The sequence below is a fragment of the Pseudomonas sp. AL10 genome (assembly GCF_029960685.1).
Classification (GTDB): Bacteria; Pseudomonadota; Gammaproteobacteria; order Pseudomonadales; family Pseudomonadaceae; genus Aquipseudomonas; species Aquipseudomonas lactis.
In genome coordinates, this window is the sequence record NZ_JASBQZ010000006.1 from 135843 (window position 1) to 161715 (window position 25873).

Genomic DNA, 25873 nt, shown 5'->3' on the forward strand with positions numbered 1-25873 from the left:
GTTAATGAATGGCAGAGGGTCAAGGCAAAGGGTCTTCACGCACGCAACTGTACCGATGCTCGTGCAGGAAATGGGTGGGGGGCAATACCGAGGAACACTTGGCTTGCGCATACCGGCAACGCGGATGAAAGGCACAGCCTGTCGGCAGATTCAGCGGGCTCGGCGGTTCGCCGGGCAATGGCTGCGCAGGCAATGGCCGATGCGGATCGATCTCCGGGATGGCCTGGATCAGCGCGGCCGTATACGGGTGACGGGGCGTGGTAAACACCGCCTCCACCGGGCCTTCCTCGACGATCTTGCCCAGGTACATCACCGCCACGCGGTCGCACAGGCGTCGCACGATGGCCAGGTCATGGGCGATAAACAGGATCGCCAGGTTCATGCGTTGTTGCAGTTCCAGCAGCAGGTTGATGATCTGGCCCTGGATCGACACATCCAGCGCCGCCACGCATTCATCGGCAATGATCAGGCGCGGCTCCACCGCCAGCGCCCGGGCGATACCCACGCGCTGGCACTGGCCGCCACTGAGGGAGCCGGGCTTGCGTGAAGCCAGCTCAGGACGCAAGCCGACCAGTTCGAGCAATTCATTCACACGATCAGGAATCTGCTGCGCCGCCACCTTACGCTGCACACGCAGTACCTCGGCGATGGTTTCGCCAATGCTGTGCCGTGGATTGAGCGCGGCGTAGGGGTCCTGGAAAATCATCGCGGTTTCATGCCGCAGCCGGGCAATGTCGATAGCGCTGCCATGGGCCATGTCGATACCGTCGAACAGCACCTGCCCGGCGCTGATCGGGTTGAGGTGCAAAATTGCCCGGCCCAGGGTGCTCTTGCCACTGCCGGACTCGCCCACCAAACCCAGGGTTTCACCGGCGGCAAGGTTCAGCGACACCCCGTTCACCGCCCTCACCCACTGGCGGTTGAGGCCGAACAGGCCGCTGCCGGACGCGGCAAAGCGCACCTCCAGATCCTTGATCTGCAATAGGCTCATGGACGCCCTCCCAACGGATAGTGACAGGCCACGCGTGCGCCTTGTGGCAGCAACTCGGTACACAGGGCGCCGGCCTGTGGGCAACGCGGGTGGAAGCGGCAGCCGTCGGGCAATGCATCGAGCAACGGCGGCTGGCCAGCAATGGTGCGCAACGACGCATGCCCGCTGCTGTGGGCCGGCTGGCAGTCGATCAGGCCTGCGGTGTACGGATGTTGCGGTTGGGCCAGCAACTCGTATTTGCTGCCGTGCTCGCACAGGCGCCCGGCGTACATCACGGCGATGGCATCGCAGGTTTGCGCCACCACGCCCAGGTCATGGGTGATCATGATGATCGACAGGCCACGCTGGTCGCGCAGGTCGAGCAACAACCGCAGGATTTGCGCCTGCACCGTCACATCCAGGGCCGTGGTCGGTTCGTCGGCGATCAACACCTTCGGGTTGCAGCCCAGGGCCACGGCGATCATTGCGCGCTGGCGCATGCCGCCGGAAAACTCATGGGGGTAGTTGTCGACCCGCGCCTGGGGGTCGGGAATCCCGACCTGACGCAATACCTCGATCGCCTGCACGCGCGCGTCTTTTTTCGACGCACCTTGATGCAGGCGGATGCCCTCGGCGATCTGCTCACCGATACGCATCAGCGGGTCCAGGTGGCTGCTGGGGTTCTGGAACACCATGCCCAACTGCCCGCCGCGCACGGCGCGCATACCGGCATCATCCAGCGCCAGCAGGTCCTGGCCGGCCAACCGCACCGCGCCGCCCTGCACCCGCAGGTTGGGCGATGGCAACAGACGCATCAGGCCGCGACAGGCCATGGTCTTGCCCGAACCGCTCTCGCCCACCAGGCCAAGGATTTCACCTTCAGCCAGATCGAACGACACCCGATCCACCAACGTGATATCACGCCCCGCATTGTTGGCGATCACACTGAGGTCGCGCACCTGCAGCAGGCTCATGAGCGCTCTCCCAATACCTGCGCAACGCCGTCGGCCAACAGGCTGAAGCCCATGGCCAAGGTCACGATGGCCAGGCCCGGGAAGGTGCAGATCCACCAGGCGGTGGTGATAAAGGCTTGCCCTTCGGCCACCATCGTCCCCCATTCGGCGGTCGGCGGTTGCACCCCCAGGCCCAGGTAGCTGACGGCGGCGCCGTTGAGCAGCACCAGCACCGCGTCGGACATGGAAAACACAATGGAGCCAAACAGCGCATTGGGCAACAAATGCCGGAACAGAATGCGTCCATGGCCAAAGCCCAGGCTCTTGGCGGCCAGGGCGAACTCGCTTTCCTTGAGCACCAGGATCTGCGAGCGAATCAGGCGTGCGTACGACACCCAGCCCACCAGTGCCATGGCGATATAAAAACTCTGCAAGCCCGGCCCGAGGATGGCCATGATCGCCAGCATCAACACCAGGAACGGGAACGCCAGCACTACATCGATCACACGCATGCAGACACTGTCGAAACGCCCGCCGATATAACCCGAGACCGCGCCGATAAAGGTGCCGATGATGAACGGAAAGATCACCCCGATAATCGCCAACTGCAGGTCGATGCGCGCACCCCAGATCACCCTCGAGAGGATATCCCGGCCGTAATTGTCCGTACCCAACGGATGGGCAAGGCTGGGGGCCAGCAAACTGATGCTGGTGTCCTGCGCGATGGGGTCGTAGGGCGCGACCCACGGCGCAAACAGCGCCAGGGCCAACCACGCGAACAGGATCAACAAACCCCATGCGGCGGTCAGCCGGCCATTGCGAAAACCAAAGCGCAGGCGCAAGCGCCACGGGGCGATCAGGGGGCGACTGCTCATTGCATCTTCACCCGTGGGTCGAGGGCCACGGTTACCAGGTCGGCCAGGAAGTTGACTACCACCGTGGCACAGGCCAGCACCATCGCCACGCCCTGCACCACCATGTAGTCACGGGTGAAAATGCCGCGTACCAGCAACTGGCCGATGCCTGGAATCGCGAACAGGCTTTCGATGACCACCGTGCCGCTGATCAGCCAACCGATGTTGACCGCCAGCAGGTTGACCGCCGGCACCAGTGCGTTGGGCAGTACATGCCGGCGAAACACCGCGCCTTCAGGCAGCCCGCGCGCACGTGCGGCGGTGACATGGTCTGCCTGCAACTCCATCAACATGCTCGCCCGCAGGTTGCGCACCAGCACCGCCGACAGCGCCAGGGCGATGGTCAGGCATGGCAAGAGCATATGGTGCGCTTTGTCCAGCCAGGTGCGCCCGTAACCAGACACCGGGAACAGGCCCCATTTCACGCTGAGCAGCAGGATCAGCATCAACCCCAGCCAGAACGCCGGCATACCCAGGCCGACCGTGGTGAACACGCGGATCAGCTTGTCCGCCCAACGGCCTTGCTGGCGTGCCGCAATCGTCGCCAATGGCAGCGCTATCAACAAAGCCAGCACCACGCTGCCCAGCACCAGCACCAGAGTTGGCTCGATGCGGGTGACGATCAGTTTGAGGGCGTCGACCTTGTACAGCAGCGATTGGCCGAGGTCGCCCTTGAGCAGGTTTTTCAGGAAGTAAAAGTATTGCAGCCACAAGGGCTGGTCGAGGCCGAACTGGGCGCGGATCTTCAGCAGCGCATCTGGCGTGCTGCGCGAACCCAGCAAGGCGCGCGCCGGGTCGCCAGGAATCGAGCGCACCAACACGAAGGTGATCAGGCTGATGCCCAGCAGCACCGGCAGCAATTGCAGGGGCCGGGACAACACAAAACGGTAGCGCGCCAGGTTCATGCGTCAGCCTCGGTGGCGAGCGAGAAAGTCCAGCAGCACCGGGAAGTACGCCTGCGGCTCCTCGTAAAACGGCATATGGCTGCTGTTGGGGAACACATGCAACTCGGCATGGGGTGCTGCAAGTTTCATGCGCATCGCACAGGCGGGGGTGAGTTCGTCGTGCTGGCCGGTGGTGATCAGGATCGGCATCGTGAACTCGGCCATTTCCTTGAGGCGGTTCCAGTCCTTGAGGTTGCCGATATAGAGGAACTCGTTGGGGCCTTGCATGGTTTCGTAAGGCCCCATGTTCCAGTCGCCCAGGGAGCGCTTGACCGGCTCGGGCCATTCGTCGAGCCGGCACACGTGGCGGTAGTTGAGCAAGGTGATGGCGGCCTGGTACTGCGGGTGGTCGAGGGTGCCCATGGCTTCGTGGCGTTGCATCATGGCCACGGTTTCGCTGCCCAGGGCGCCGCGCAGGCGCTCCAGTTCCTGGGACAGGTGGGGAATGTCGCCGACGGTGTTTTCCAGGATCAGGCTTTTGAGCGCACCGGGATAATGCACGGCATATTCGATGCCCAGCCAACCGCCCCAGGAATGCCCGAGCAAATGCACGCGGCCCAGGCCCAGCGCCTGGCGCACGGTCTCGACTTCTTCGACATAACGGCGGATTTCCCACAGTGCGGCATCGGTCGGTCTGGCTGATGCGCCTGTGCCAAGCTGGTCGAATGCAACCACTCGCAGGTTATGTGCTTTGAGCCAGCCATGGGCGTCACGCAGATAGTCACACGGCAGGCCCGGCCCGCCGTTGAGACACAGCAGCACCTCATCGCCTTCGCCAAAGCTGTAGACCACGAGGTTATGGCCGTCGACTTGCACGTTGTACTGCTGGTCGGGGGCAATTTCACGCCACATGCATACATTCCTTGTGTTGTATCGGCCTGGCGGGTAGCGGCCGTTTATCAGGTCAACACTACCGAGGATGCCGTGCGTCCATAACCTAGTATTTCTTATAGGTTTGGCCTGGCAGTCCTTCGCCGGGGCGTGGCATTCTACTTGCAGCAAGTGGAGATTCAAATGAATTCGGGAGCAGAACGGATGCTGGCCAAGCTGACCGCCTTCAATAATCGCCTCATACCGGGCAGGAGCCTGGATGAACAGATGGACAATACGTTTATCCTTGCCCAACAACTGGGCTTCGATGCCCTGGTGTATGACTACAGCCCGGTGCCCATCGACCTCAATGGCACACTGATCACCCCCTCGCTGTTGCAACTGCGCAACACACCGGCCGACTGGCACGCCTTATGGTGCAGCGAAGGGTTTTACCAGATCGACCCGGTGCAACACCTGGCACTGAGTTCGGTATCACCGTTTGTCTGGTCCTATGAGGCCAAGACCGAGACGGCCCTGCAAAAGATCATCGACCCCTGCCACGCCCCCGTTTCCTCCTACCTGCATGAACGCCAGCTGACCTGCGGCGTCAGTGTGCCGATTCATCTGCCCAAGGGCGGTTTTGCCTCGCTCACCGGCTTACGCACCGGCAAGGCGCGCACGGTATTGAAGGACGCCCAGCATACGCTGGCCGATTTCAGCCTGATTACCCATGCCCTCCAGGAAGCGGCGTACCCGCTGTTCAGCAAGGAGATGCGGGCTTATCCGCACATCCGCCTGACCAAGCGCGAGCGCGAATGCCTGAAATGGGCGGCTGAAGGCCTGACCGCCGCTGAAATCGCCACGCAATTGAGCCGCTCCCTGGCGGTGGTGACCCTGCACCTGGCCTCGGCGATGCACAAACTGGGGGCCAAAAACCGTGTTCAGGCGGTGGTTCGCGCCACCCATTACCGCTTGCTGGAAGGTTGAGCTTTGGGCAAAAACCTATCTGTTTTGCTAGTTACCTAAACTTTTTGTTCAGACTATCGTAACCCTGATCCTTTTTTTTCAGAGCAGGGTACGAAATGGAATTCATCGAAAAAGTTCGCGAAGGCTACGCGCCCTTTGGCGCCTATCAGACCTGGTATCGCGTCACGGGTGACCTGAGCACAGGCCGCACGCCCTTGGTGATCATCCATGGCGGCCCGGGCTGTACTCACGATTACGTCGACGCCTTCAAGGACGTCGCCGCCAGCGGACACGCGGTCATCCACTACGACCAGTTGGGCAACGGCCGCTCCACGCACTTGCCGGAAAAAGACCCGTCGTTCTGGACCATCGGCCTGTTCCTCGACGAGTTGAACAACCTGCTGGACCACCTGCAAATCAGCGAGAACTACGCGATCCTCGGGCAATCCTGGGGCGGCATGCTCGGCAGCGAACACGCGATCTTGCAACCCAAGGGCCTGCGTGCGTTTATCCCTGCCAACTCGCCCACCTGCATGCGCACCTGGGTCAGCGAAGCCAACCGCCTGCGCAAGCTGTTGCCTGAAGGCGTGCACGAAACCCTGCTCAAGCACGAGCAGGCCGGCACCTACCAAGACCCGGAATACCTGGCGGCCTCACGGATTTTCTATGACCAGCACGTGTGCCGGGTCAACCCGTGGCCCGAAGAAGTGGCGCGCACCTTCGCCCAGGTGGATGCCGACCCGACGGTGTACCACGCCATGAGCGGCCCGACCGAATTCCACGTGATCGGCAGCTTGAAGGACTGGAACGTGATCGGTCGGCTGTCAGCGATCAAGGTGCCAACCCTGGTGATTTCCGGCCGGCACGACGAAGCCACACCGTTGGTGGTCAAGCCGTTCCTGGATGAGATAGAGAACGTGCGCTGGGCACTGTTTGAAGACTCCAGCCACATGCCCCACGTGGAAGAACGCCAGGCGTGCATGGGGACAGTGGTGAAGTTTCTGGATGAGGCGTGTTCGTTGCCGCACAAAGCCCTCAAGGCCGGCTGAAATCCGCCCTCTGTAGGAGCGAGCTTGCTCGCGAAAAACTCATCGACGCCGTGTTTATTCAGGAAGCACGCGTCATCGTTGACGTTTTTCGCGAGCAAGCTCGCTCCTACCTGTTTAAACCTCAGTGGTTTCGGGTTTTGCGGCTTTCTTTGAGGTATCTGCTACCAAGGGAATTTCCTTGCCCTCGGCATCAAACAGCTTCCCACCCCGGTAGTAATCACCGTCACGCAACGCAGCCACGTCGCGAAAGCACAAGCTACGCTCAGTCCCCGCCACAAACACTGACTGCTGGTCCGAGTTGCCGGCGGTGAAGTGGTTGAACGCCAGGTTCAGCAATATCGCCATGATTGCCGACGAACTGATGCCCGAGTGGAAGATGGTCGCGAACCAGCTTGGAAACTGATCGTAGAAGCTCGGCGCGGCGATAGGGATCATGCCGAAGCCGATGGACGTGGCAACGATGATCAGGTTCATGTTGTTGCGGTAATCCACCTTGGACAGCGTGCGAATCCCGCTGGCCGCCACCGTGCCGAACAACACAATCCCGGCGCCACCCAACACAGAGGTGGGCACGGCCGCGATCACCCGCCCCATAAATGGCAACAGGCCGAGCACCACCAGGAACACCCCGCCGGTGGCCACTACGAACCGGCTCTTGACCCCGGTCACCGCCACCAGGCCGACGTTCTGGGCGAATGCGCTCTGGGTGAACGAACCGAAGATCGGCGCGAACATGCTCGACAGCATGTCGGCACGCAAGCCGTTGCCCAGGCGCTTGGAGTCGACCTTGGTATCGATGATCTCGCCCACCGCCAGGATGTCCGCCGAGGTTTCCACCAGCGTCACCATCACCACGATGCACATGGAAATAATCGCCGCCACATGGAAGGTGGGCATGCCGAAGTGGAACGGCGCAGGGAAGCCGAACATCGGCCCCTGCATCACACCGGAGAAGTCCGCCATGCCGAGCAGCACCGCGATCACCGTGCCAATCACCATGGCTAGCAGGATCGACAGGCGAGAGATGGTTGCGCTGCCGATCTTGCTCAGCAGCAGCACCAGCACCAGGGTCAGCGCGGCCAGGCCGATGTTGGACATGCTGCCAAAATCCGCCGCCCGGCTGTTGCCGCCCATGGCCCAGCGCGCCGCCACGGGCATCAGGGTCAGGCCGATGGTGGTAATCACAATGCCCGTCACCAGCGGCGGGAAAAACTTGGTGATCCGTGAGAACACCGGGGTGATCAACAAACCGATAAAGGACGCGGCCATCACCGCGCCGAGAATCGCTGGCACACCACCGGCACCGTCGCTGCCGACAATCGCCACCATGGTCGCCACACCCGCGAACGACACGCCCTGCACCAGCGGCAACTGACAGCCGAAGAACGGCAGGCCCAGGGTTTGCAGCAGCGTGGCCAGGCCACCGGCAAACAGCGATGCCGCGATCAGCAGGCCGATATCCGCCGGCGACAACCCGGCGGCCTGGCCAACGATCAACGGCACGGCGACGATGCCGCCATACATGGTGAGCACATGCTGCAGGCCGTAAGCCATGTTGGCCGCGACGCCCAGATTTTCATCTTCGGGCCGCTGCGGTGACGCCTTCGGGATAGTCATGGTGAGGGGTTCTCTGTTTTTGTTGTGCGCTCACTGTATGCAATGTTCAGACTGTATGTCCATAGAGTTGTATACAATCAATCGAACAAGATACCCTCCAACGGCGTTACAAAAACAATCCGGCCGTCACGAGCCAGAACGCCAAAGGACAAAAAGAATGAAAAAGGCACTACAGGGCGCCACCGTCGCACTAACCCTTCTCGGCGGCGGGGAGGCTGTTGCGGTGGAGTGGATGAACAACAGCGTCGGGTTTCGCTACGGGCAGCACTTCACCAACCCGAACAACCCCGACGACTTCAGCAAGCGCATCTACAGCTTTACCCACGCCAGCGGCTACCGTTACGGCAGCAACTTCCTCAACCTCGATGTGTTCCTGTCCGACAGCAGCGACCCGCGCAAGGGCACCGATCACGGTGGCAGCGAGGTGTACGCCGTGTACCGGCATCAGCTATATGCCTCACGCGTGTTCGACTTGCCGCAGGGCACGGGGCTGATCAAGGATTACGCGCTGACCTTGGGCTTCGACGCCAACCGCAACAACAACTTCGCTTCCGCCAAGAAGCGCGCCCTGGTGATTGGCCCTACGTTGAAGTTCAACACTGTCGGCGTGCTGGACCTCAGCCTGATGTACTACAAGGAAAAGAACCACACCGGCATCCCTGGCGCGCAAGAGTCGAACCACACCTTCGACGACACCTACATGCTTAACCTGACGTGGATGCGCCCGTTCGAGGTTGGCAACCATGCAGCGAAATTTCAGGGGTTCATTAACTACGTCGGAGAGAAAGGCGAGGATTACCATGGCCGCGATACCGCAGCGGAAGCGCTGATGCGTACAGCGCTGATGGTGGCGGTGCGACCGGGTAAAAGCGTCAAGCCGAACCTGTATTTAGGAGTGGGCTATGAGTACTGGCATAACAAGTTCGGGGTGGACGGTGGGCGTGGCAGCCGCACCTCAACGCCTACGCTGAACATGGAAGTGACGTTCTAACTGAAGATACGCAAAAAATGTGGGAGCTGGCTTGCCTGCGATAGCGGCCTGTCAGTTAGCCCATCTGGCACTGATACACTGCTATCGCAGGCAAGCCAGCTCCTACAGTTTGATCGCATTGTCAGCTCAGGCGCTGGCCAGTTCGGAAGAATTGCCCTTCGGCCGTGCCAGCCAATACCCCAATACCGCCAACGGCGCCGTCGCCAGCATCACAATCACCGTAATCAACAGCGGTTGCTCGATCATCGACGACACCAACAGGCTGGCCAGGAAGCACAGGCCCAACTGCAGGGTATTTTGCAGAGCCGCCGCCTTGCCGGAATTTTCCGCAAAGGGCATCAGCGCATTTGCCACCACAATCGGGTAGCTGGCGCCGTTGCACAGCGCCATCAGGCAGAACGGGATCAACAAGGTGGTCAGGGTCGGCACACTCAAGGTGGCCACCAGGTACAACGCCACCATGCTCAAGCAATAGGCGACCAGCAACCACGGCAACAGGGTTTTACCCGACAGGCGCTGCAAGGCGCTGCGGCAACTGTAGCCGCCGACGAGAAACGCCAGGGTCGGCAATACGTAGCTAAGGCCGATGTCATTCGGGCTGTAGCCCATGCCACCGAGAATGAACGGCGAGGCGGTCAGCCAAGCGAAAAAGCTGGCCGAACAGGCGGCGAAGATCATCACATTGCCGGTAAACACCCGTGAGGTGAGCAATTGCCCATACCCCAGGCGCACCGGGCTGCCCTTGTGCTCCGAACGCTTGGGCATGTTGCGCAGGAACAACGTCGGCACCAGCAGCAACAACGACACCACCAGCAACACGCCGAAGATCGCCTGCCAGCCAAAGTGATTCAGCACCATGGCACCCAACAGCGGTGCCAAGGCCGGAGACAGCGACATCAACGGCATAATGCTGGCGAAGACGCGGTGGGCCTTGTCGGCCGGGTAGCGATCAATCACCAAGGCCTGCCAACTTACGGCAGCGGCACACACGCCAATCGCCTGCATAAAGCGCAGGGCCAACAGTTGCGGCGCGGTTTCGACCCAGAACATGCCCAGGCAACCGAGCACAAACAGGCTCAGGCCCGCGAGCAGGATGGGCTTGCGCCCCAGGCGGTCCGAGAGCGGCCCCCACAGCAACTGCCCCACTGCAAAGCCTGCAAGGAAAATACTCAAGCTGGCGCCCACCGCGCCAGCACCGATATTCAACTGCTCGCCCATGGCGCCAAACGCCGGCAAGTACATGTCCATGCCCAGATAACCGAGCATGCTCAGCCCCGCCAGGTACCAGGTAAAACCAAAAGAATTTTTCATCGAAGCCTTGTAGATACTGCCATCAAACTATTTGCTGACTGGCGCCCATTATGAGGCTGACAATATCTGTGTGAAGCGATAATAATTGGACACTCTCATCAATAATTTTGAAGGCAGCGCCCATGTGGTCGGAATATTCCCTGGATGTGGTCGACGCCGTCGCCCGTCACGGCAGCTTCAGCGCCGCTGCCCAGGAACTGCACCGCGTCCCCTCGGCCATCAGTTACACCGTACGCCAGCTCGAAGAATGGCTGGCCGTGCCGCTGTTTGTGCGCCGGCATCGCGACGTGGAACTGACCCCCGCCGGGCGTTTATTCATCGACGAAGCCCGCGGCGTGATGAAAAAAATGCTCGGCACCCGACGCCTGTGCCAGCAGGTGGCCAATGGCTGGAGCGGCCAGTTGAAGGTGGCCGTGGATTCCATCGTCAAACCCCAGCGCTGCCGGCAGTTGGTGCTCGACTTTTATCGGCAGTTTCCCGAAGTGGAATTGCTGCTCGAATACGAGGTGTACAACGGCGTGTGGGATGCACTGGCGGATGAACGCACCGACATCGTGATCGGCGCCACCAGCGCGGTGCCGGTGGCCAGCCACTTCAGCTTCCGCGACATGGGCCTGTTGAACTGGCTGTGCGTGGTCAGCGCCCGGCACCCGCTGACGGCGGTGCAAGGTTTGCTCAGTGATGACCAACTGCGCCCCTTTGCCTCGCTGTGCATGACCGACACCTCGCGCAACCTGCCCAAACGCGACACCTGGACCCTGGATAACCAGCGCCGCCTGGTGGTGCCCAACTGGGCGTCGGCCCTGGATTGCCTGCGCGATGGCCTGTGTGTGGGGATGGCACCGGCCCATCAGGTATTGCCATGGATCGAGCGCGGGGACTTGGTGGCGCTGCAGTTGAGCCGGCCATTTCCGGCCAGCCCGTCGTGTGTGGCGTGGGCGCAGAACAAGCTGTCGCCGGCCATGGCGTGGTTGCTGGAGTACCTGGGAGATACGGAGACCATGAACCAGGAATGGCTCAATGGCCCCTCCCTCTGATCGTTCCCACGCTCCGCGTGGGAATGCTGCCCTGGACGCTCCGCGTCCGCTCTTAAGGCGTGACGCAGAGCGTCACAGGAGGCGTTACCACGCAGAGCGTGGGAACGAGCATCGCCCCCTTCCGCACTTTTTCAGTCCAGTAGGCGGGTGATGGCCCGTACGATCATCTCCACTTCCTTGCGCTCCAACGTCAGCGGCGGCAACAGGCGAATAATCTTGCCCCGCGTGACATTGATCAACAGCCCATGCTCCTGCGCCGCCCGTTGGGCCAGGTCGCGGTAAGGGCTGGCCAGCTCAATGCCGATCATCAAGCCCTTGCCACGAATCGCCCGCACCTGGGGATGCTCCTCCAACTCCATGCGCAAACGCGCCAGCAAGTGTTCGCCTTGGCGTGCAGCGTTTTCGAGCAAGCCTTGCTCCTGGATAATCTCCAGCACCGTACACCCGACGCGACACGCCAGCGGGTTGCCGCCAAAGGTGCTGCCATGGCTGCCTGGGGTGAACAGCTCAGCGACAGCAGCGCGGGCCAGGCAGGCGCCGATGGGCACGCCATTGCCCAGGCCTTTGGCCAGCGTCATCACGTCCGGCACGATGCCTTCGTGCTGGAAGGCAAACCAGGTGCCGGTGCGCCCGATGCCGGTCTGGATTTCGTCAAGCATCATCAGCCAGCCGTGGCGGGTGCAGTGCTCGCGCAGGGCTTTGAGGTAGCCCGACGGCGCCACCAACACACCACTTTCACCCTGGATCGGCTCCAGCAACACCGCCGCAATGCGCGTGCCGAACTGTGCGGTGAGCGCCTCCAGGGCCGCCATGTCGCCAAACCCAATCTTGATGAAATCGCCGGGCAGGCGCTGGAACCCCAGGCGCACCGAAGGCCCGTCGCTGGCGGCCATGGTGCCCAGCGTGCGGCCGTGAAAGGCGTTCTCCATCACCACCACCAAGGGCTGTTCGATGCCTTTTTTCCAGCCGTGCAAACGCGCCAGTTTCAGCGCCGTCTCGTTGGCTTCGGCGCCGGAATTGTTGAAGAACGCACGGTCCAGCCCGGACAGTTGGGCCAGGCGCCGGGCCAATTGTTGTTGCCAGTCGATGCTGTAGAGGTTGGAGGTGTGCAGCAGCAAGCCGGCCTGTTCGCTGATGGCGGCCACTAACCTTGGGTGGGAATGGCCGACATTGGTCACCGCCACGCCGGCCACGGCGTCCAGGTATTCGCGGCCCTGTTGGTCCCACAGGCGCGTGCCCAGGCCGCGGGTGAAACTCAGGGCCAGGGGTTGATAAGTGCTCATCAGGCAGGCGGCGGTCATGGTGGCGGCTCCAGTGCATCGTTGGGGTGGATCCAGTATGGTTAACCACCCTTGCTGGATAAACGTAGAATCGCTGCAATAACTTTAAACCAGGGCTTGATAATGGACCTGTTCCAGGCAATGTCGGTGTATGTGAAAGTCGTCGAAACCGGCAGCATGACCGCCGCCGCGCAGGAATGCGGGATCTCGACCACCATGGTGGGCAACCATCTGCGGGCTCTGGAACAACGGCTTGGCGTCAGCCTGCTCAAACGCACCACGCGCAAGCAGAACCTCACCGAATTTGGCGGTCAGTATTATCAGCGCTGCCTGGAAGTGCTGGGGCTGGTGGCCGACTCCGAGCTACTGGCCGAGCAGGTCCACAGCGAAACCCCCAAAGGCAGCCTGCGCATCACCGCGCCGCCGGTGTTCGGCACTGAACGCCTGGTACCGGCCTTGAGTGAGTTCGCCCAGCGCTACCCCCTTATCGACCTGTACGTGGTGATGAGCAATGAACGCATGGACCTGGTCGACAGCGGTTTTGACGTGGCGATCCGTCTCGGCGAACTGGAAAGCTCCAGCCTGATCGCCCGGCCCCTGCAGGCCTACACCCTCACCCTTTGCGCCTCCCCTGCCTACCTGGCGCGACGCGGCGCACCGCAAACCCCGGCCGACCTGCAGGAGCATGACTGCCTGGCATTCGCCTACCCCGCCAACGACAACTGGCGCGACACCGACAAACTGTGGCGCATGACGGGCGATGAAGGTGAGGTGCAGGTGCCGGTGTCTGGCTCATTGACCATCAACAGCTCCCAAGGCTTGCGCCAGGCCGCCATCAACGGCATGGGCATCACCATGCTGGCCGATGCCCTGGTGCAACCGGACCTGGACAGCGGCAAGCTAGTGGCCTTGCTGGCCACCTATAAACTGCCCAGCCGCCCCATGCACCTGATGTATCGCCAGGACCGCTATCGCCTGCCCAAGCTGCGGGCGTTCGTCGACTTTGTGATGGAGAAATGGGCGCGCTAGAACGCTACGCCCAACTCACGCAAGCGCGTGGCGGTGCGCTCGGCCGATACGTGGTGAATGCCCTGCCAGCCCAACGCGATGGCGGCCTCGATATTGCCGGCGACGTCGTCGATAAACACCACTTCACTGGCCTGGATGTCTGGCAAGTGTTCACGCACTTGACTCAGGCTGGCGTGGTAGATCGCCGGGTCAGGCTTGATCAGTTTCAATTCGCCGGACACGACGATGTTGCGAAAACGCTGCAGGAACGGGTAGTTGGCCCGGGCATAAGGGAAGGTTTCTGCCGACCAGTTGGTGAGCCCGAACAGCGGCATCTCAACCTGGTGCAAGGCCTCGAGAATCGCCACACCCTCGGGTAATTCGGCACGCAGCATTTCTGGCCAGCGCTCGTAATAAGCCTGGATCAGGGCCTTGTGTTCGGGGTATTGGGTAATCAGGGTGCGGGTGGCCTCAGCCAAGGAGCGACCGGCATCTTGCTCGGTGTTCCAGTCCTGGGTACAGATGGTGTCGAGGAACCATTGGCGCTCGACGTCGTCGGCGATCAGCTTGCGGTACAGGTGCTGCGGGCTCCAGTCGAACAGGACACCGCCGAAATCAAAAACTACTGCACGAATCGTCATCAGATCCTCCGTTAGCGTGGCTTGATAGCAGCTGGAGTCTGACAGATCTACAAGAGGGAGGCGCGCGCCGGGGCGTAAGAAGTGTCTGAAAAGACAGGTGGGAGAAGGCATGGCTTCATTAAGCGAACGCAATGCTCAAAGCAATGAAGATCAAATGTGGGAGCTGGCTTGCCTGCGAAAGCGGTCGTACAGCCTCAGATGCTGCGACTGACACACCGCCTTCGCGGGCAAGCCCGCTCCCACAAGGGATTTGCGTTAACTGACTGACATCAGGGCAAGCCAGTTCCCACCTTATTGGCCGCGTTTTAAGCCTGGATCAGGCCGTTGATTTTGACGGTCGGGTTCACATCCGCGTCGTAATCCACGCCGTCGACTTCAAAGCCGAACAAGCGCAGGAACTCAGCCTTGTAACCGGCAAAATCGCTGATCTCGTTGACGTTGTCGTCGGTCACCTGATTCCACAGCGCGGCCACGGCGTCCTGGACCTTCGGCTCCAACTCGGCCAGGTCGGCACGCAGGCGGCCATCGGCGTCGAGTTTCGGCTGACTGCCGTACAGGCTGTCCTTGAACAGGCCGTAGACCTGCTCGATGCAGCCCTCGTGAGTGCCCTGCTCTTTCATCACCTTGAACAGCAGCGACAGGTACAGCGGCATGATCGGGATGGCCGAGCTGGCCTGGGTGACCACGGCCTTGAGCACCGACACGCGGGCGTCGCCCTTGAGCGCAGCGAGGTTTTCGCGCAGGGTCAAAACTTTCTTGTCCAGGTCTTTCTTGGCTTCGCCAATGGAGCCGTTCCAGTAGATGTCCTGGGTCAGCTTCTCACCGAGGTAGGTGAACGCGGTGGTCTTGGCGCCTTCGGCCAGTACGTCGGCGTCACGCAGGGCGTCGATCCACAGCTGCCAGTCTTCGCCGCCCATGACCTTCACGGTGCCGTCGATTTCTTCCTGGGTTGCAGGCTCAAGGGTGGTGTCTACCACTACGCCCTTGTCAGTGTTGATACCGCGCAGGGTCACGGCCTTGCCGATTGGCTTGAGGGTGGAGTTGTGCACCACGCCTTGCGGGTCGGTACGGCGTGGCGCGGCCAGGCTGTAGACCACCAGGTCGATCTTGCCCAGGTCTTTCTTGATGGTCTCGATGGTCAGGCGCTTGATCTCGTCGGAGAACGCGTCGCCGTTGATGCTCTTGGCGTACAGGCCTTTTTCCACGGCAAACTTCTCGAACGCCGCGCTGTTGTACCAGCCGGCGGAGCTCAGCTTGCCTTCTTCGCCTTCTTTCTCAAAAAACACGCCCAGGGTGTCGGCGCCGCAGCCAAACGCAGCACTGATGCGCGCGGCCAGGCCGTAGCCGGTGGAGGCACCGAGGACCAGCACCTTTTTAGGGCCGCCTTCGATGACGCCGTTTTTGGTTACGTAGTCGGTCTGCTCTTTGACGTTCGCTTCACAGCCAACAGGGTGAGCGGTCACACAGATAAAGCCACGAACCCGCGGTTTGATGATCATAAAAATTTCTGCCTCTTCCAAGGTGCCGAAGGCCAATAGTGGCCATTCAACTTCAATCGTACCGGTCTATGACGCCTGAAAAACCGAAGCGTCACGATAGTCGCAAATCTTCTGTTCTCAAAATTCAATCCATAAAACGCCGGAGCCTGCACGGCAACGGTTACAAATTGTGCAGCGGCTTCACAATTTCACCCTATTTAAAAACGCCTGCGAGCCTCATAAACCCCTATGATGACGATATTGTTTCAATATGTTTCGGCTTTGGAGCCTCGTTTCATGAGCAAAAATGCTGTCGGCAAAAAGCTGGTATCCCTGGCGTGGGTGCTCGGCGTTCTGCTGTTGATCTATTGTTTCCCGCGCAGTTGCCTGGTGTTTCTGCTGTTGGTGGTGTGCTGCGGCGTTTATGACTTCCTGCGTAACGGCCTTTACGACCGCGACACCATCAAGAAGTATTTTATCGGCAACGGCCGTAATACCTGGGTGCTGGCACCGTTCAACACCCTGCTCGACCTGCTCAGCAGCCGCAACCGACATGTCTACACCATGAACGACCTGCCACCGGCCTGGCGCGAAGACCTGCAAAAGGTGATCGACGACGCCATGGCCCGCAAGGATGAAATCATCAGCTACCTGGACGAGCGCATGGCCGAGAAGAAACGCGGCATGTTGTTTTTCCAGTGGTACGGCCGCCCGATCGAAACCACTCTGGATATCCCGCAACTGCGCAAGAAACTGCCGTTCGTGAAAACCATCGGCGTCTCGGTGTTCAACGAGAACCGCTCGACGTCGTTCCACTTCGGCCCCCTGCGCATGATGTTCCGTGTGCTCTACAACATGGCGCCGGCACCGCACCATGAGGGCGTGTATATCCAGGTGGGCAAGCACAAGCACTACTGGCACGACGACCCGCTGTTTATCTTCGATGACACGCTGATGCACGCCTCCTTCAACAAAAACGACGCCAAACGCTACTGCCTGTTCATTGATATTGTGCGCCCGACCCTGCTGCCCTCGGTGCTCAACGCCGTGATCGCAGGGTTTGCCGGCCTGGTCTTTACCCTGCGTCGGGTTTTCTACAAAAACTGGAAGCTGATTCAGTAAGTTCTGCGGCATGATGGTGTTGGACGGCATTTGCGCTGGGCCTTGTGCCTGAGGTAAATAATCGTCTCGTGCGACCTTAATTGGCGCTCACCATTCTCAAGCCATCGCCCCCAAGCGGGCGCGGTGGCTATGCTTTCAAGGAATCAGAATGCCCCAACGTCAAGTCATCAATGCCTCCGTCAGCCCCAAGGGCAGCCTCGAAACCCTGTCCCAACGTGAAGTGCAGCAACTGAGCGAAGCCGGTACCGGCAGCATCTACACCCTGTTCCGCCAATGCGCCCTGGCGATTCTCAATACCGGCGCGCATATCGACAACGCCAAGACCATCCTCGACGCATACAAAGACTTTGAAGTGCGTATTCACCAGCAAGACCGCGGCGTACGCCTGGAACTGCTCAACGCCCCCGCCGATGCCTTCGTCGATGGCGAAATGATCGCCAGCACCCGCGAAATGCTGTTCAGCGCCCTGCGCGACATCGTCTACACCGAGAACGAGCTGGACAGCCAGCGTATCGACCTGAGCAACTCCCAAGGCATCACCGACTACGTGTTCCACCTGCTGCGCAACGCCCGTACGCTGCGTCCGGGTGTGGAGCCGAAGATCGTGGTGTGCTGGGGCGGCCATTCGATCAACACCGAAGAATACAAATACACCAAGAAAGTCGGGCACGAACTGGGCCTGCGCAGCCTCGACGTGTGCACCGGCTGCGGCCCCGGCGTAATGAAAGGCCCGATGAAGGGCGCGACCATTTCCCACGCCAAGCAACGCATCACCAATGGCCGTTACCTGGGCTTGACCGAGCCAGGCATCATCGCCGCCGAAGCGCCGAATCCCATCGTCAACGAGCTGGTGATTTTGCCGGACATCGAAAAACGCCTGGAAGCCTTCGTGCGTGTCGGCCACGGCATCATCATCTTCCCCGGCGGCGCCGGTACGGCCGAGGAGTTCCTGTACCTGCTGGGCATCCTCATGCACCCGGACAACCGCGACGTGCCGTTCCCGGTGGTGCTTACCGGGCCCAAACATGCCGCGCCTTACCTGGAACAATTGCACGCGTTTGTCGGTGCCACCCTGGGCGAAGCGGCGCAGAAGCATTACCAGATCATCATCGACGACCCGGCCGAAGTGGCCCGCCAGATGACCACCGGCCTCAAGGCGGTGAAGCAGTTCCGCCGCGAGCGTAACGACGCGTTCCACTTCAACTGGCTGCTGAAGATCGACGAAGGCTTCCAGCGCCCATTCGACCCTACCCATGAAAACATGGCCAGCCTGCAACTGAGCCACGCGCTGCCGCCCCATGAACTGGCAGCCAACCTGCGCCGGGCGTTCTCGGGGATCGTGGCGGGTAACGTCAAGGACAAGGGCATCCGCCTGATCGAGGAAAACGGCCCGTATGAGATCCATGGTGACCCGGCGATCATGAAACCGCTGGATGAGCTGCTGAAGGCCTTCGTGGCCCAGCACCGCATGAAGTTGCCAGGCGGCGCGGCGTATGTACCGTGCTACCGCGTGGTGCAATGAGCTAGCGGTGGTCGGTCATAGTTTGTATCCGTTTGGGGCATGGCTCGGCGTGTGAGGTTCAAGAGTTCGGACTAGGGTTTTACTATTCCTTCCAACTCACCCACCTCAGCGAGCGACCTATGGACCAACGGATATTGTCCTCTGTCATTCCTTACCCTAAGGTAAGGAGTATCACGATGGAGATCTTCACTATGGCCACCGCCACACTCACTTCAAAAGGGCAAATCACCATCCCTGTCCAGGTCAGGACGGCCCTGGGCCTGGAAACAGGCGACCGGGTGGAATTCGTTGAAATGGAAGACGGCAAGTTTTCCATGATTGCCGCAAGCAAAACCGTCAAGGACCTCAAGGGTCTGATCCGCAAGCCTGCCCATGCCGTGTCTATCGAAGACATGAACCGCGCCATCGCGGCCCAGGGAGCAACAGCTGGATGATTGGCCTGGATACCAACGTACTGGTGCGTTACGTGACCCAGGACGACCCGGTTCAATCCGCTAAAGCATCCCAACTGATCGAATCGCTCACCGCCGCCTCGCCAGGCTTTGTCAGTCTGGTGACGCTTACGGAGTTGGTGTGGGTGTTGCAGTCCTGCTACCAGTCGGCCAAAAGCGACGTGGTGACGGTGCTGGAAACCTTGTTGCACACACGGGAGCTGACCGTCGAGCACGCCGATATCATCTGGCAGGCATTGCGCAAGTTCAGCGCAGGCAAAGCCGACTTTGCCGACTGCCTGGTTGAACGCTGTGGCCACGCGGCGGGGTGCGAGTACACCGCCACGTTTGATCTGAAGGCGGCCAATGCAGCGGGGATGAAACGGCTCGGCTAGCTCGCTTTGTTTGTGTAGGAGCGAGCTTGCTCGCGAAAAACTCACAGGCACCGCGTGCAACCTGAATGCCCGTGTAACCGTTGACGTTTTTCGCGAGCAAGCTCGCTCCTACAGAGGAAAGGGTGAGGAGGTTTGGTCAGCGAACCCAGCCGCCGATCTGCCAGTGGTAGCCATCATTACGCTGCACCCAGTGCGGGTGTACATAACGATAGCCCTGGCGCACCGGCTCCCAATGGCCGTGCACCGCCACATAGCGCCCGCCTTCCCAACGCCAGTAACCGCGTGACCAGATATAACCCTCGCGTACCGCCGGTTCGACTTCTATCACCTGCACCGGCGGCGGTTGCGGCGCCACCACATCAACATACTCACGTTGCACCGGCCTGCGTTCATGCACCACACGCTCTTGTACACACCCGGACGCAGCCACCACCATGGCGGCCAATGCTGCATAACGTAGCAACATACAAAACCCTCGGGCGCGAACGCCCAACACCTGCACTGGTAAAAATCCCCCCTTGTTTCAGCCACGCTCCTGCTTGGCCCTGGGTACTTTTTAACAGGCGGTGTCTGTCGGGTTGCTGAACCTAACAGCCTCAGGAAGTACAGGCGACAGTCGGTCGCTTCAGGCGCACCAGCACCAACCCCGCCACGACTACAGCAATGCCCGCGTAGGTCGATGCGTGGATCACATCACCAAACATCAACGCGGCCCACACCAGAGTCACCGGCGGCTCCAGGTACACCAGCGCCGCCACATGGGTGGCAGTCATCACCCTCAGCAGCATCCACAGGCTCAAATAGGCGAGGAAGGTGGAGAACACCGTCAGCCACACAATCGAGATCAGTACGTTGGTGTCATGGGGAATACTCAGGGTGTCGGTGTAGATCACGGCCGCGGTAAAACCTATCAAGGTCAACAGCGACTGGATAAACAGCGGCAATACCAACCCGCTGTCCTGGGCCTGCACCGAGCGACGCTCGTACAAAGTCGCCAGTGTCAGCCCAAGTGCCGACACCAGAGGCAAGAGATACATGACCAGCCCGACACCCTGCCCGCCACCGCCATACTGCCCGGCAATCACAATCGACACACCGACAAAGCCGATCATCAACCCCAACCACTGCCAGCCGCCACTGCGCTCGGACGCCATGCCCGTCGACAATGCCGCGGTCATCAACGGCTGCAACGCCGCAATGATCGCCGCGATCCCGGGCGGTAGACCGTTCTGGATCGCCACGTAGAGGCAACTCAAATACAGGAACTGCGACAGGAACCCGACAACCGCGTGATGACGGATCTGCTGCCAGGAAACCCTCAGCAACCGTCTGTTCAAAAACAGCGCCAGGCATAACGAAACCAACAAAAAACGCCAGAACAAAAGGTTGAAGGCTCCAGCACTCTGCGCGCCTAACTTGGCACCTATAAAGCCGGAACTCCAAGACAGGACAAAGACGACCTGCAGCAGTAACAACCGCGTGTAGCCAATACGAGCCGTCATCGTGCCCCCTGCAATTGCAACGGCACGAGTTCGCCAAACGTGATGGGGTCAATCCCCAAACGCCGATATTGCTCGCTGGCGGGTCGTATCAGGTCACACTTGAGCTGGAACCAAGGCCTGATGGTACGCAGCACGCCATCGTCAGATGCCAAGTGCCAGAACTTATTTACATCCGCCTGACTGTAAGGACAGTGAAACGACAACACCAACGACATGCGCCGGCCTTGAGTGAGTGGGCGCACGCCATGAAACACTCGACTGCCGTAGATATACACCGCATCGCCACTGGCTTTCACACCACAGCTTCGCACGTTGTCATTGAGGCTTGCGACATCAAAGCGCTCCACAGGGCCCTCAAAATAAACGAACTCTCCACCTTCGTACTCGCTGGGCTCAGACAGCACTATGTTCAGCACAAAGCTGGTTCCATCGGTATGCCACATACCGATCTGTGCCCTATCGTGCTGAGCCTGGGGCGGGTAGAAGTAATTGACCTGGGAACGGGCGCGCAAGAAAGGGTGCGGAACCAGCGGCACACCTGCAATTTTTGACACCGCCAGCAGGAACGCCCGACTGTCCATCATCTCCCGGATAAGTGTCGATGACCGCGTTGCCGCACGGGTACGGTTAGAGATAATCCAGTCGCTGGTGCTGGACCCCGCCTCCAGCTGATAACACGCTCGCCTCAACTCGGCGATGCCCTGCTCATTGAACAGCCCCGAGACCTGAGCCACTGCCGTCAGCTGCTCGGGCTGGGCAATTACTAGTGGCGACCTCATGTACCCCAGGTTCGCTAAGCTGCGATGACCTGTGAGGCATGGGCCATCACTGCGCAAATAACTGTCACTCCAGTGTTGCAACGTGTCGAGCAGGGCCCCGGGATGCTTACATCGGGATGCGGGAACCAGTGATGCTTGCAGGGCTGACTTCAGGCGTGCAGCCCCTTGTGCGAATACGGGTAGCTCACTTTGCTGTTTCATCGTGACTTCCTCTCTCAATTGGCTATACCGTGATCCATTCGGTACTCCGATAACTGGTAGAGAACGCTGCCGTCACCGCTGCAATACTCACCAATGACGCGACATCCACCGTAATCCTGACGCACGCGGCTAAATTGCTCGCGGGTGTACTTCAAGCACACATTGGTCAACAAATAACCTTCATCTTTACCGCTGAGAACAGGAAGCAAGGTTGCCGCTACGCGATACCAGTCATCATCGACTTCAATGTCTGAAACGACGACTTCATGATTGCTGCCGACCTTGTCAAAACCGAGCTTCAAACCCACCAGCTCAGAAAAGCGAGTCATGCAGTGATGCCGATAAAAGCGATGAATATGCGCATCATCATCCGGGATGGACAGCTGCATTTCTGACAAGACATAGGTCCGTGTCCCACCTATTCTGCGAATGATTTGGCCGATCGTTTCGGGCAGTTCATTTCCCTCCTGAAACCCCAGCATCGTGACTAATGTCACGTCTTGCCCACATTCAATATCGTCCCGGCACAACGCGCGGAAATCGGTGGCCAAGTAACGAAAGTTCTCAGGCGCTGCCAGCAGTGGTTCCACCGCTCGACGCATTACGTCATGTGAGGCCCGGTTGATATCAACCGCCGTGTAATGTGCAGCTTCCACCCCGTTCTCAAGCAGATGCTGAAGCAGCACGGACGTCTTGATCGGCTCTGGCCCCAATTCGACGTAATGCAAACGGTCTTGACCTACCAGACCGACCAAATCATCCGCCACGGCGCGTAAAATCTCACTTAATGCTCCATTGCCGCAGGGTGCCGCACAGAGGTCAACTCGGTTCACACCCTCCAAATTCAACGAGGTCATCAAACCAAGGATTTCTTCACTGACCTGTCGATCTCGATCCTTGAGATCGGTAGATGTCGATGCGTACTTTTCGGCATTTTCAATCGTCCAGATCTGGGCGTCATATCCGTGGTTGTTTTTCAGCGATGACGCTACCAACTCATTGATATCCATATATGGGCTCCTTTTTCTTATTGTCAGGCGCGAAAGCACATACGAACCTGTTTGACCCAAAGCCTAATCAGCATGCATGATTTTGTATATTTGAATAACCCGCACCACTAATCCTCAAAAGAGGAATCATGAGCAAGCAACTCAATATCGATCTGCTGCGAACCTTCCATGCGGTCGCCCGCTTCCGTCGCTTCAATGAAGCAGCGAGCCATGTGCATCGGAGCGCTTCGACCGTTACGACGCAGATTCAAAAGCTGGAAGACTTAGTCGGCCAACGCCTGTTCAGCCGGAGTAACCAAGGTGTTGAGCTGACGATGTATGGCAAGAAACTACTCAGCGAAACCACTGACTTTCTCAAGAGCCACGACCGCTTACTGGCCTCCTTAACCCCCCAGCGCATGCAAGGAAGGATTCGCCTGGGGCTTCCTGATTCTTATGCGCCGGCTTTCATGCGCGATTTCCTGCCGCAGCTTATCGCTGACAATCCCTTGCTTGAGTTGGAAATAGAAGCCAGATCCAGTGGCGAACTGTTCACCATGTTCAGCCGGGAACAGATTGATTTGGCATTGATCGTCAGTGCTCAGCCCTTGGAGCAGGGAGAACAGTTGGGTTCGATACAGCCTGTATGGGTTGTTTCCGACCAATTCAAAACACCAGAACAGGCGCCGCTACCTATCGCAGTGCAATTAACCGGCTGCCCCTATCGAGCCTCGGCGATACGGGCGTTGAAAGAGCATGGCGCCTACTATCGAGTCCTGCTGGAAAGTGCCAGTTCTACTGCGGTAGAAGCCGCCGTGATCTGCGGATTGGCCGTTGGCCTGATTGAAGAAAGCCGAATAACCGCTGGGTTGACCCAAAATATCCCCGGCGTTCAACTGCCTGAATTGCCGCGCCATCACATCTACTTGTTGTCCGATAGCGCAAACCATCTGGCGCTTCATCTGCATGAGCAACTCAAGAAGGGATTCACCCTCTGAATGCCCACAAAAAAGCCCGCTGACCGTCACCGGTTCAGCGGGCTTTTTCGTAGATGTTGCTTACAGCGCCAGGTCAGAAACCGGCTTGCTTGGCTCAGCCGCAGGCTTGGCAGCCTCGGTGGCCTGTGGAGCAGCCAGCTGCGGAATCGCAGGTGGCGGGGTCAGTTGCAGGATACCGGCGGTGTAGGCCCATTCCTTGGCAACCGCTTCAGGGCTGTCGTTCAGCTTGGTGCCGTAGCTTGGCACGATCTGGTGCAGTTTTTCCTGCCAGGCCGGGCTGGCTACTTTGTCCTTGAACACCTTTTGCAACACGGTCAGCATGATCGGAGCCGCGGTGGACGCGCCTGGCGATGCACCCAGCAGGCCTGCGATGGTGTTGTCGGCAGAGCTGACCACTTCGGTACCGAGCTTCAGCACGCCGCCTTGCTCTTCATCACGCTTGATGATCTGCACGCGCTGGCCGGCTTGCCACAGGCGCCAGTCGGACTGCTTGGCGTTCGGGAAGTACTCTTGCAGTGCCTTGAAGCGGTCGTCATCGGACAGCATCAGTTGGCCGGCGAGGTACTCGACCAGTGGGTATTCACGAATACCAACTTTGGTCATTGGCCAGATGTTGTGGGTGGTGGTGCTGGTCAGCAGGTCCAGGTACGAGCCTTCCTTCAGGAACTTGGTCGAGAAGGTCGCGAATGGGCCAAACAGAATCACGCGCTTGCCATCCAGCACACGGGTGTCCAGGTGCGGAACCGACATCGGAGGCGAACCTACCGAAGCCTTACCGTAGGCCTTGGCCAGGTGCTGCTCAGCGATGGTCGGGTTCTCGGTCACCAGGAACGAACCACCAACCGGGAAGCCTGCGTATTCCTTGCCTTCAGGAATGCCCGACTTCTGCAGCAGGTGCAGGGCACCGCCGCCGGCGCCGATGAACACGAACTTGGCGTCGGTTTCAGTCTTGGTGCCGTCTTTGAGGTTTTTGTAGCTCACACGCCACGAACCGTCGGCGTTCTTGGTGATGTCCTGCACTTCGCTCGACAGCTTCAAGTCAAACTTCGGCGTGGTTTGCAGGTGAGCGACGAACTGGCGGGTGATCTCGCCGAAGTTCACGTCGGTGCCGATCGGGCTCCAGGTGGCCGCGATTTTCTGGTTGGGGTCACGCCCTTCCATCATCAGCGGAACCCACTTGGCGATCTGCGCCGGGTCTTCGGAGTACTGCATGCCAGCGAACAGCGGGCTGGCCTTCAGGGCTTCGTAGCGCTTTTTCAGGAACTTGATGTTGTCATCGCCCCACACAAAGCTCATGTGCGGAGTGGAGTTGATGAACGAACGTGGGTTCTTCAACACGCCCTGCTGAACCTGCCAGGACCAGAACTGACGGGAGATCTGGAACGCTTCGTTGATCTCGACCGCTTTCGGGATCTCAACGTTGCCGTTCTTGTCTTCCGGGGTGTAGTTCAGCTCAGCCAGGGCCGAGTGACCGGTACCGGCGTTGTTCCAGCCGTTGGAGCTTTCTTCGGCCACGCCATCGAGACGCTCGACCATTTCCATGGACCAGTCCGGTTCCAGCTCATTGAGCCAGACACCCAGGGTTGCACTCATGATGCCGCCGCCGATCAGCAGCACATCGACTTTCTTTGCCTCTTCCGCGTGAACGGACGTGATCCCCATCGACAAAGCCAGCCCCAGCAGGGCAGTGTTTACTTTTTTAAACATCAGTAGCACCTATGATAAAACGCCATCCGCCCTACCGCCCCTGGTCATGAGTAACCCTCGTTCACGCTACGTCAGGCAACGTACCGCGGGGTCTGCACAGTCACATAAAGGCTGCAGGGTGGGCACACAAGGCCGATGGATCGACCTCACTGTTATGTCCCTTCTGCGCTGACTTCTTATCATTATTGGCTTCAGCTACCTGGGCGACAGCCAACCGCTGGGACGTATACGGGTGTACGCACCAGGGAAAGACTA

Annotated in this window: 25 protein-coding genes; 10 read left to right on the forward strand and 15 right to left on the reverse strand. The window is 59.7% G+C overall.

Annotated elements, in window-relative coordinates; genetic code table 11:
- Positions 1–19 precede the first annotated feature (19 nt).
- From QK296_RS09280 to QK296_RS09300, 5 genes are read right to left on the reverse strand one after another with little or no spacing between them, the layout of a single operon-like run.
- Positions 20–991: an ABC transporter ATP-binding protein gene (locus QK296_RS09280; protein ID WP_282390840.1), complete on the reverse strand. Its 972-nt coding sequence runs from the start codon at positions 989–991 to the stop codon at positions 20–22.
- Positions 988–1944 (reverse strand): ABC transporter ATP-binding protein, encoded by a 957-nt coding sequence (locus tag QK296_RS09285; RefSeq protein WP_094774426.1) that lies wholly within the window; start codon positions 1942–1944, stop codon positions 988–990. Before QK296_RS09285 ends, QK296_RS09280 begins: the two co-directional genes overlap by 4 nt.
- Entirely contained in the window at positions 1941–2798 is an 858-nt protein-coding gene (locus tag QK296_RS09290) for an ABC transporter permease (protein ID WP_034135122.1), read from the reverse strand. The genes QK296_RS09285 and QK296_RS09290 overlap by 4 nt, the downstream gene beginning before the upstream one ends.
- Positions 2795–3742 (reverse strand): ABC transporter permease, encoded by a 948-nt coding sequence (locus QK296_RS09295; protein ID WP_034135121.1) that lies wholly within the window; start codon positions 3740–3742, stop codon positions 2795–2797. Before QK296_RS09295 ends, QK296_RS09290 begins: the two co-directional genes overlap by 4 nt.
- A 3-nt stretch (positions 3743–3745) precedes the next feature.
- Entirely contained in the window at positions 3746–4633 is an 888-nt protein-coding gene (locus QK296_RS09300; protein ID WP_003189751.1) for a proline iminopeptidase-family hydrolase, read from the reverse strand.
- A 183-nt stretch (positions 4634–4816) separates the two neighbouring features.
- On the opposite strand from QK296_RS09300, the gene QK296_RS09305 reads away from it, so the two are divergent.
- Together QK296_RS09305 and QK296_RS09310 are read left to right on the forward strand one after the other, a co-directional pair.
- Positions 4817–5581 (forward strand): LuxR family transcriptional regulator, encoded by a 765-nt coding sequence (locus tag QK296_RS09305; protein ID WP_003189749.1) that lies wholly within the window; start codon positions 4817–4819, stop codon positions 5579–5581.
- A gap of 95 nt (positions 5582–5676) precedes the next feature.
- Positions 5677–6609, forward strand: coding sequence for a proline iminopeptidase-family hydrolase (locus tag QK296_RS09310; RefSeq protein ID WP_032892802.1), 933 nt, complete (start codon positions 5677–5679; stop codon positions 6607–6609).
- Between the two features lie 114 nt (positions 6610–6723).
- On the opposite strand, the gene QK296_RS09315 is transcribed toward QK296_RS09310, so the two are convergent.
- Complete coding sequence (locus QK296_RS09315) at positions 6724–8226, reverse strand: nucleobase:cation symporter-2 family protein (protein WP_003189745.1); 1503 nt, start codon at positions 8224–8226, stop codon at positions 6724–6726.
- A 157-nt stretch (positions 8227–8383) separates the two neighbouring features.
- On the opposite strand from QK296_RS09315, the gene QK296_RS09320 reads away from it, so the two are divergent.
- A complete protein-coding gene (locus QK296_RS09320) occupies positions 8384–9217 on the forward strand; it encodes a nucleoside-binding protein (protein ID WP_094774424.1) in 834 nt (277 codons plus the stop codon).
- Between the two features lie 126 nt (positions 9218–9343).
- Here the strand turns inward: QK296_RS09320 and punC are convergent, their stop codons facing one another.
- Complete coding sequence (gene punC / locus QK296_RS09325) at positions 9344–10528, reverse strand: purine nucleoside transporter PunC (RefSeq protein WP_034135118.1); 1185 nt, start codon at positions 10526–10528, stop codon at positions 9344–9346.
- A 122-nt stretch (positions 10529–10650) separates the two neighbouring features.
- Between punC and punR the strand changes: the two genes are divergently transcribed.
- Positions 10651–11565 carry a DNA-binding transcriptional activator PunR gene (gene punR / locus QK296_RS09330; RefSeq protein WP_034135117.1) on the forward strand — a complete coding sequence of 305 codons (915 nt, stop codon included), beginning with the start codon at positions 10651–10653 and terminating at the stop codon, positions 11563–11565.
- A gap of 131 nt (positions 11566–11696) precedes the next feature.
- On the opposite strand, the gene QK296_RS09335 is transcribed toward punR, so the two are convergent.
- On the reverse strand, positions 11697–12866 hold the full coding sequence (locus QK296_RS09335) for an aspartate aminotransferase family protein (RefSeq protein WP_282390841.1): 1170 nt from the start codon (positions 12864–12866) through the stop codon (positions 11697–11699).
- 102 nt (positions 12867–12968) lie between these two features.
- Between QK296_RS09335 and QK296_RS09340 the strand changes: the two genes are divergently transcribed.
- Positions 12969–13874 (forward strand): LysR family transcriptional regulator, encoded by a 906-nt coding sequence (locus tag QK296_RS09340; protein WP_282390842.1) that lies wholly within the window; start codon positions 12969–12971, stop codon positions 13872–13874.
- Here QK296_RS09340 and QK296_RS09345 read toward each other — a convergent pair.
- Both QK296_RS09345 and fabV read right to left on the reverse strand, forming a co-directional pair.
- Positions 13871–14494 (reverse strand): HAD family phosphatase, encoded by a 624-nt coding sequence (locus QK296_RS09345; protein WP_034135116.1) that lies wholly within the window; start codon positions 14492–14494, stop codon positions 13871–13873. The genes QK296_RS09340 and QK296_RS09345 overlap by 4 nt on opposite strands.
- A gap of 305 nt (positions 14495–14799) precedes the next feature.
- Positions 14800–15993, reverse strand: a complete 1194-nt coding sequence (gene fabV / locus QK296_RS09350) for an enoyl-ACP reductase FabV (RefSeq protein WP_282390843.1) — start codon at positions 15991–15993, stop codon at positions 14800–14802.
- Positions 15994–16269: 276 nt separating this feature from the next.
- On the opposite strand from fabV, the gene QK296_RS09355 reads away from it, so the two are divergent.
- From QK296_RS09355 to QK296_RS09370, 4 genes are all read left to right on the forward strand, one after another.
- Positions 16270–17094 carry an aspartyl/asparaginyl beta-hydroxylase domain-containing protein gene (locus QK296_RS09355; RefSeq protein WP_057710865.1) on the forward strand — a complete coding sequence of 275 codons (825 nt, stop codon included), beginning with the start codon at positions 16270–16272 and terminating at the stop codon, positions 17092–17094.
- Positions 17095–17242: 148 nt separating this feature from the next.
- Positions 17243–18616 carry a nucleotide 5'-monophosphate nucleosidase PpnN gene (ppnN, locus tag QK296_RS09360; RefSeq protein ID WP_094774420.1) on the forward strand — a complete coding sequence of 458 codons (1374 nt, stop codon included), beginning with the start codon at positions 17243–17245 and terminating at the stop codon, positions 18614–18616.
- A 176-nt stretch (positions 18617–18792) separates the two neighbouring features.
- Complete coding sequence (locus QK296_RS09365; RefSeq protein WP_032892812.1) at positions 18793–19050, forward strand: AbrB/MazE/SpoVT family DNA-binding domain-containing protein; 258 nt, start codon at positions 18793–18795, stop codon at positions 19048–19050.
- On the forward strand, positions 19047–19442 hold the full coding sequence (locus tag QK296_RS09370) for a type II toxin-antitoxin system VapC family toxin (protein WP_003189725.1): 396 nt from the start codon (positions 19047–19049) through the stop codon (positions 19440–19442). The genes QK296_RS09365 and QK296_RS09370 overlap by 4 nt, the downstream gene beginning before the upstream one ends.
- A 136-nt stretch (positions 19443–19578) precedes the next feature.
- Here QK296_RS09370 and QK296_RS09375 read toward each other — a convergent pair whose 3' ends face one another.
- From QK296_RS09375 to QK296_RS09390, 4 genes are all read right to left on the reverse strand, one after another.
- On the reverse strand, positions 19579–19908 hold the full coding sequence (locus QK296_RS09375) for a YXWGXW repeat-containing protein (RefSeq protein WP_034135113.1): 330 nt from the start codon (positions 19906–19908) through the stop codon (positions 19579–19581).
- A 130-nt stretch (positions 19909–20038) separates the two neighbouring features.
- Positions 20039–20944 carry a DMT family transporter gene (locus QK296_RS09380; RefSeq protein ID WP_003189721.1) on the reverse strand — a complete coding sequence of 302 codons (906 nt, stop codon included), beginning with the start codon at positions 20942–20944 and terminating at the stop codon, positions 20039–20041.
- Positions 20941–21924, reverse strand: a complete 984-nt coding sequence (locus QK296_RS09385) for a hypothetical protein (protein WP_003189719.1) — start codon at positions 21922–21924, stop codon at positions 20941–20943. Before QK296_RS09385 ends, QK296_RS09380 begins: the two co-directional genes overlap by 4 nt.
- A gap of 14 nt (positions 21925–21938) precedes the next feature.
- Positions 21939–22934, reverse strand: coding sequence for a hypothetical protein (locus QK296_RS09390; protein ID WP_003189717.1), 996 nt, complete (start codon positions 22932–22934; stop codon positions 21939–21941).
- A gap of 128 nt (positions 22935–23062) precedes the next feature.
- Between QK296_RS09390 and QK296_RS09395 the strand changes: the two genes are divergently transcribed.
- Complete coding sequence (locus QK296_RS09395; RefSeq protein ID WP_003189715.1) at positions 23063–23911, forward strand: LysR family transcriptional regulator; 849 nt, start codon at positions 23063–23065, stop codon at positions 23909–23911.
- A 60-nt stretch (positions 23912–23971) separates the two neighbouring features.
- On the opposite strand, the gene mqo is transcribed toward QK296_RS09395, so the two are convergent.
- Positions 23972–25618, reverse strand: coding sequence for a malate dehydrogenase (quinone) (mqo, locus tag QK296_RS09400; protein ID WP_034135222.1), 1647 nt, complete (start codon positions 25616–25618; stop codon positions 23972–23974).
- Positions 25619–25873 lie beyond the last annotated feature (255 nt).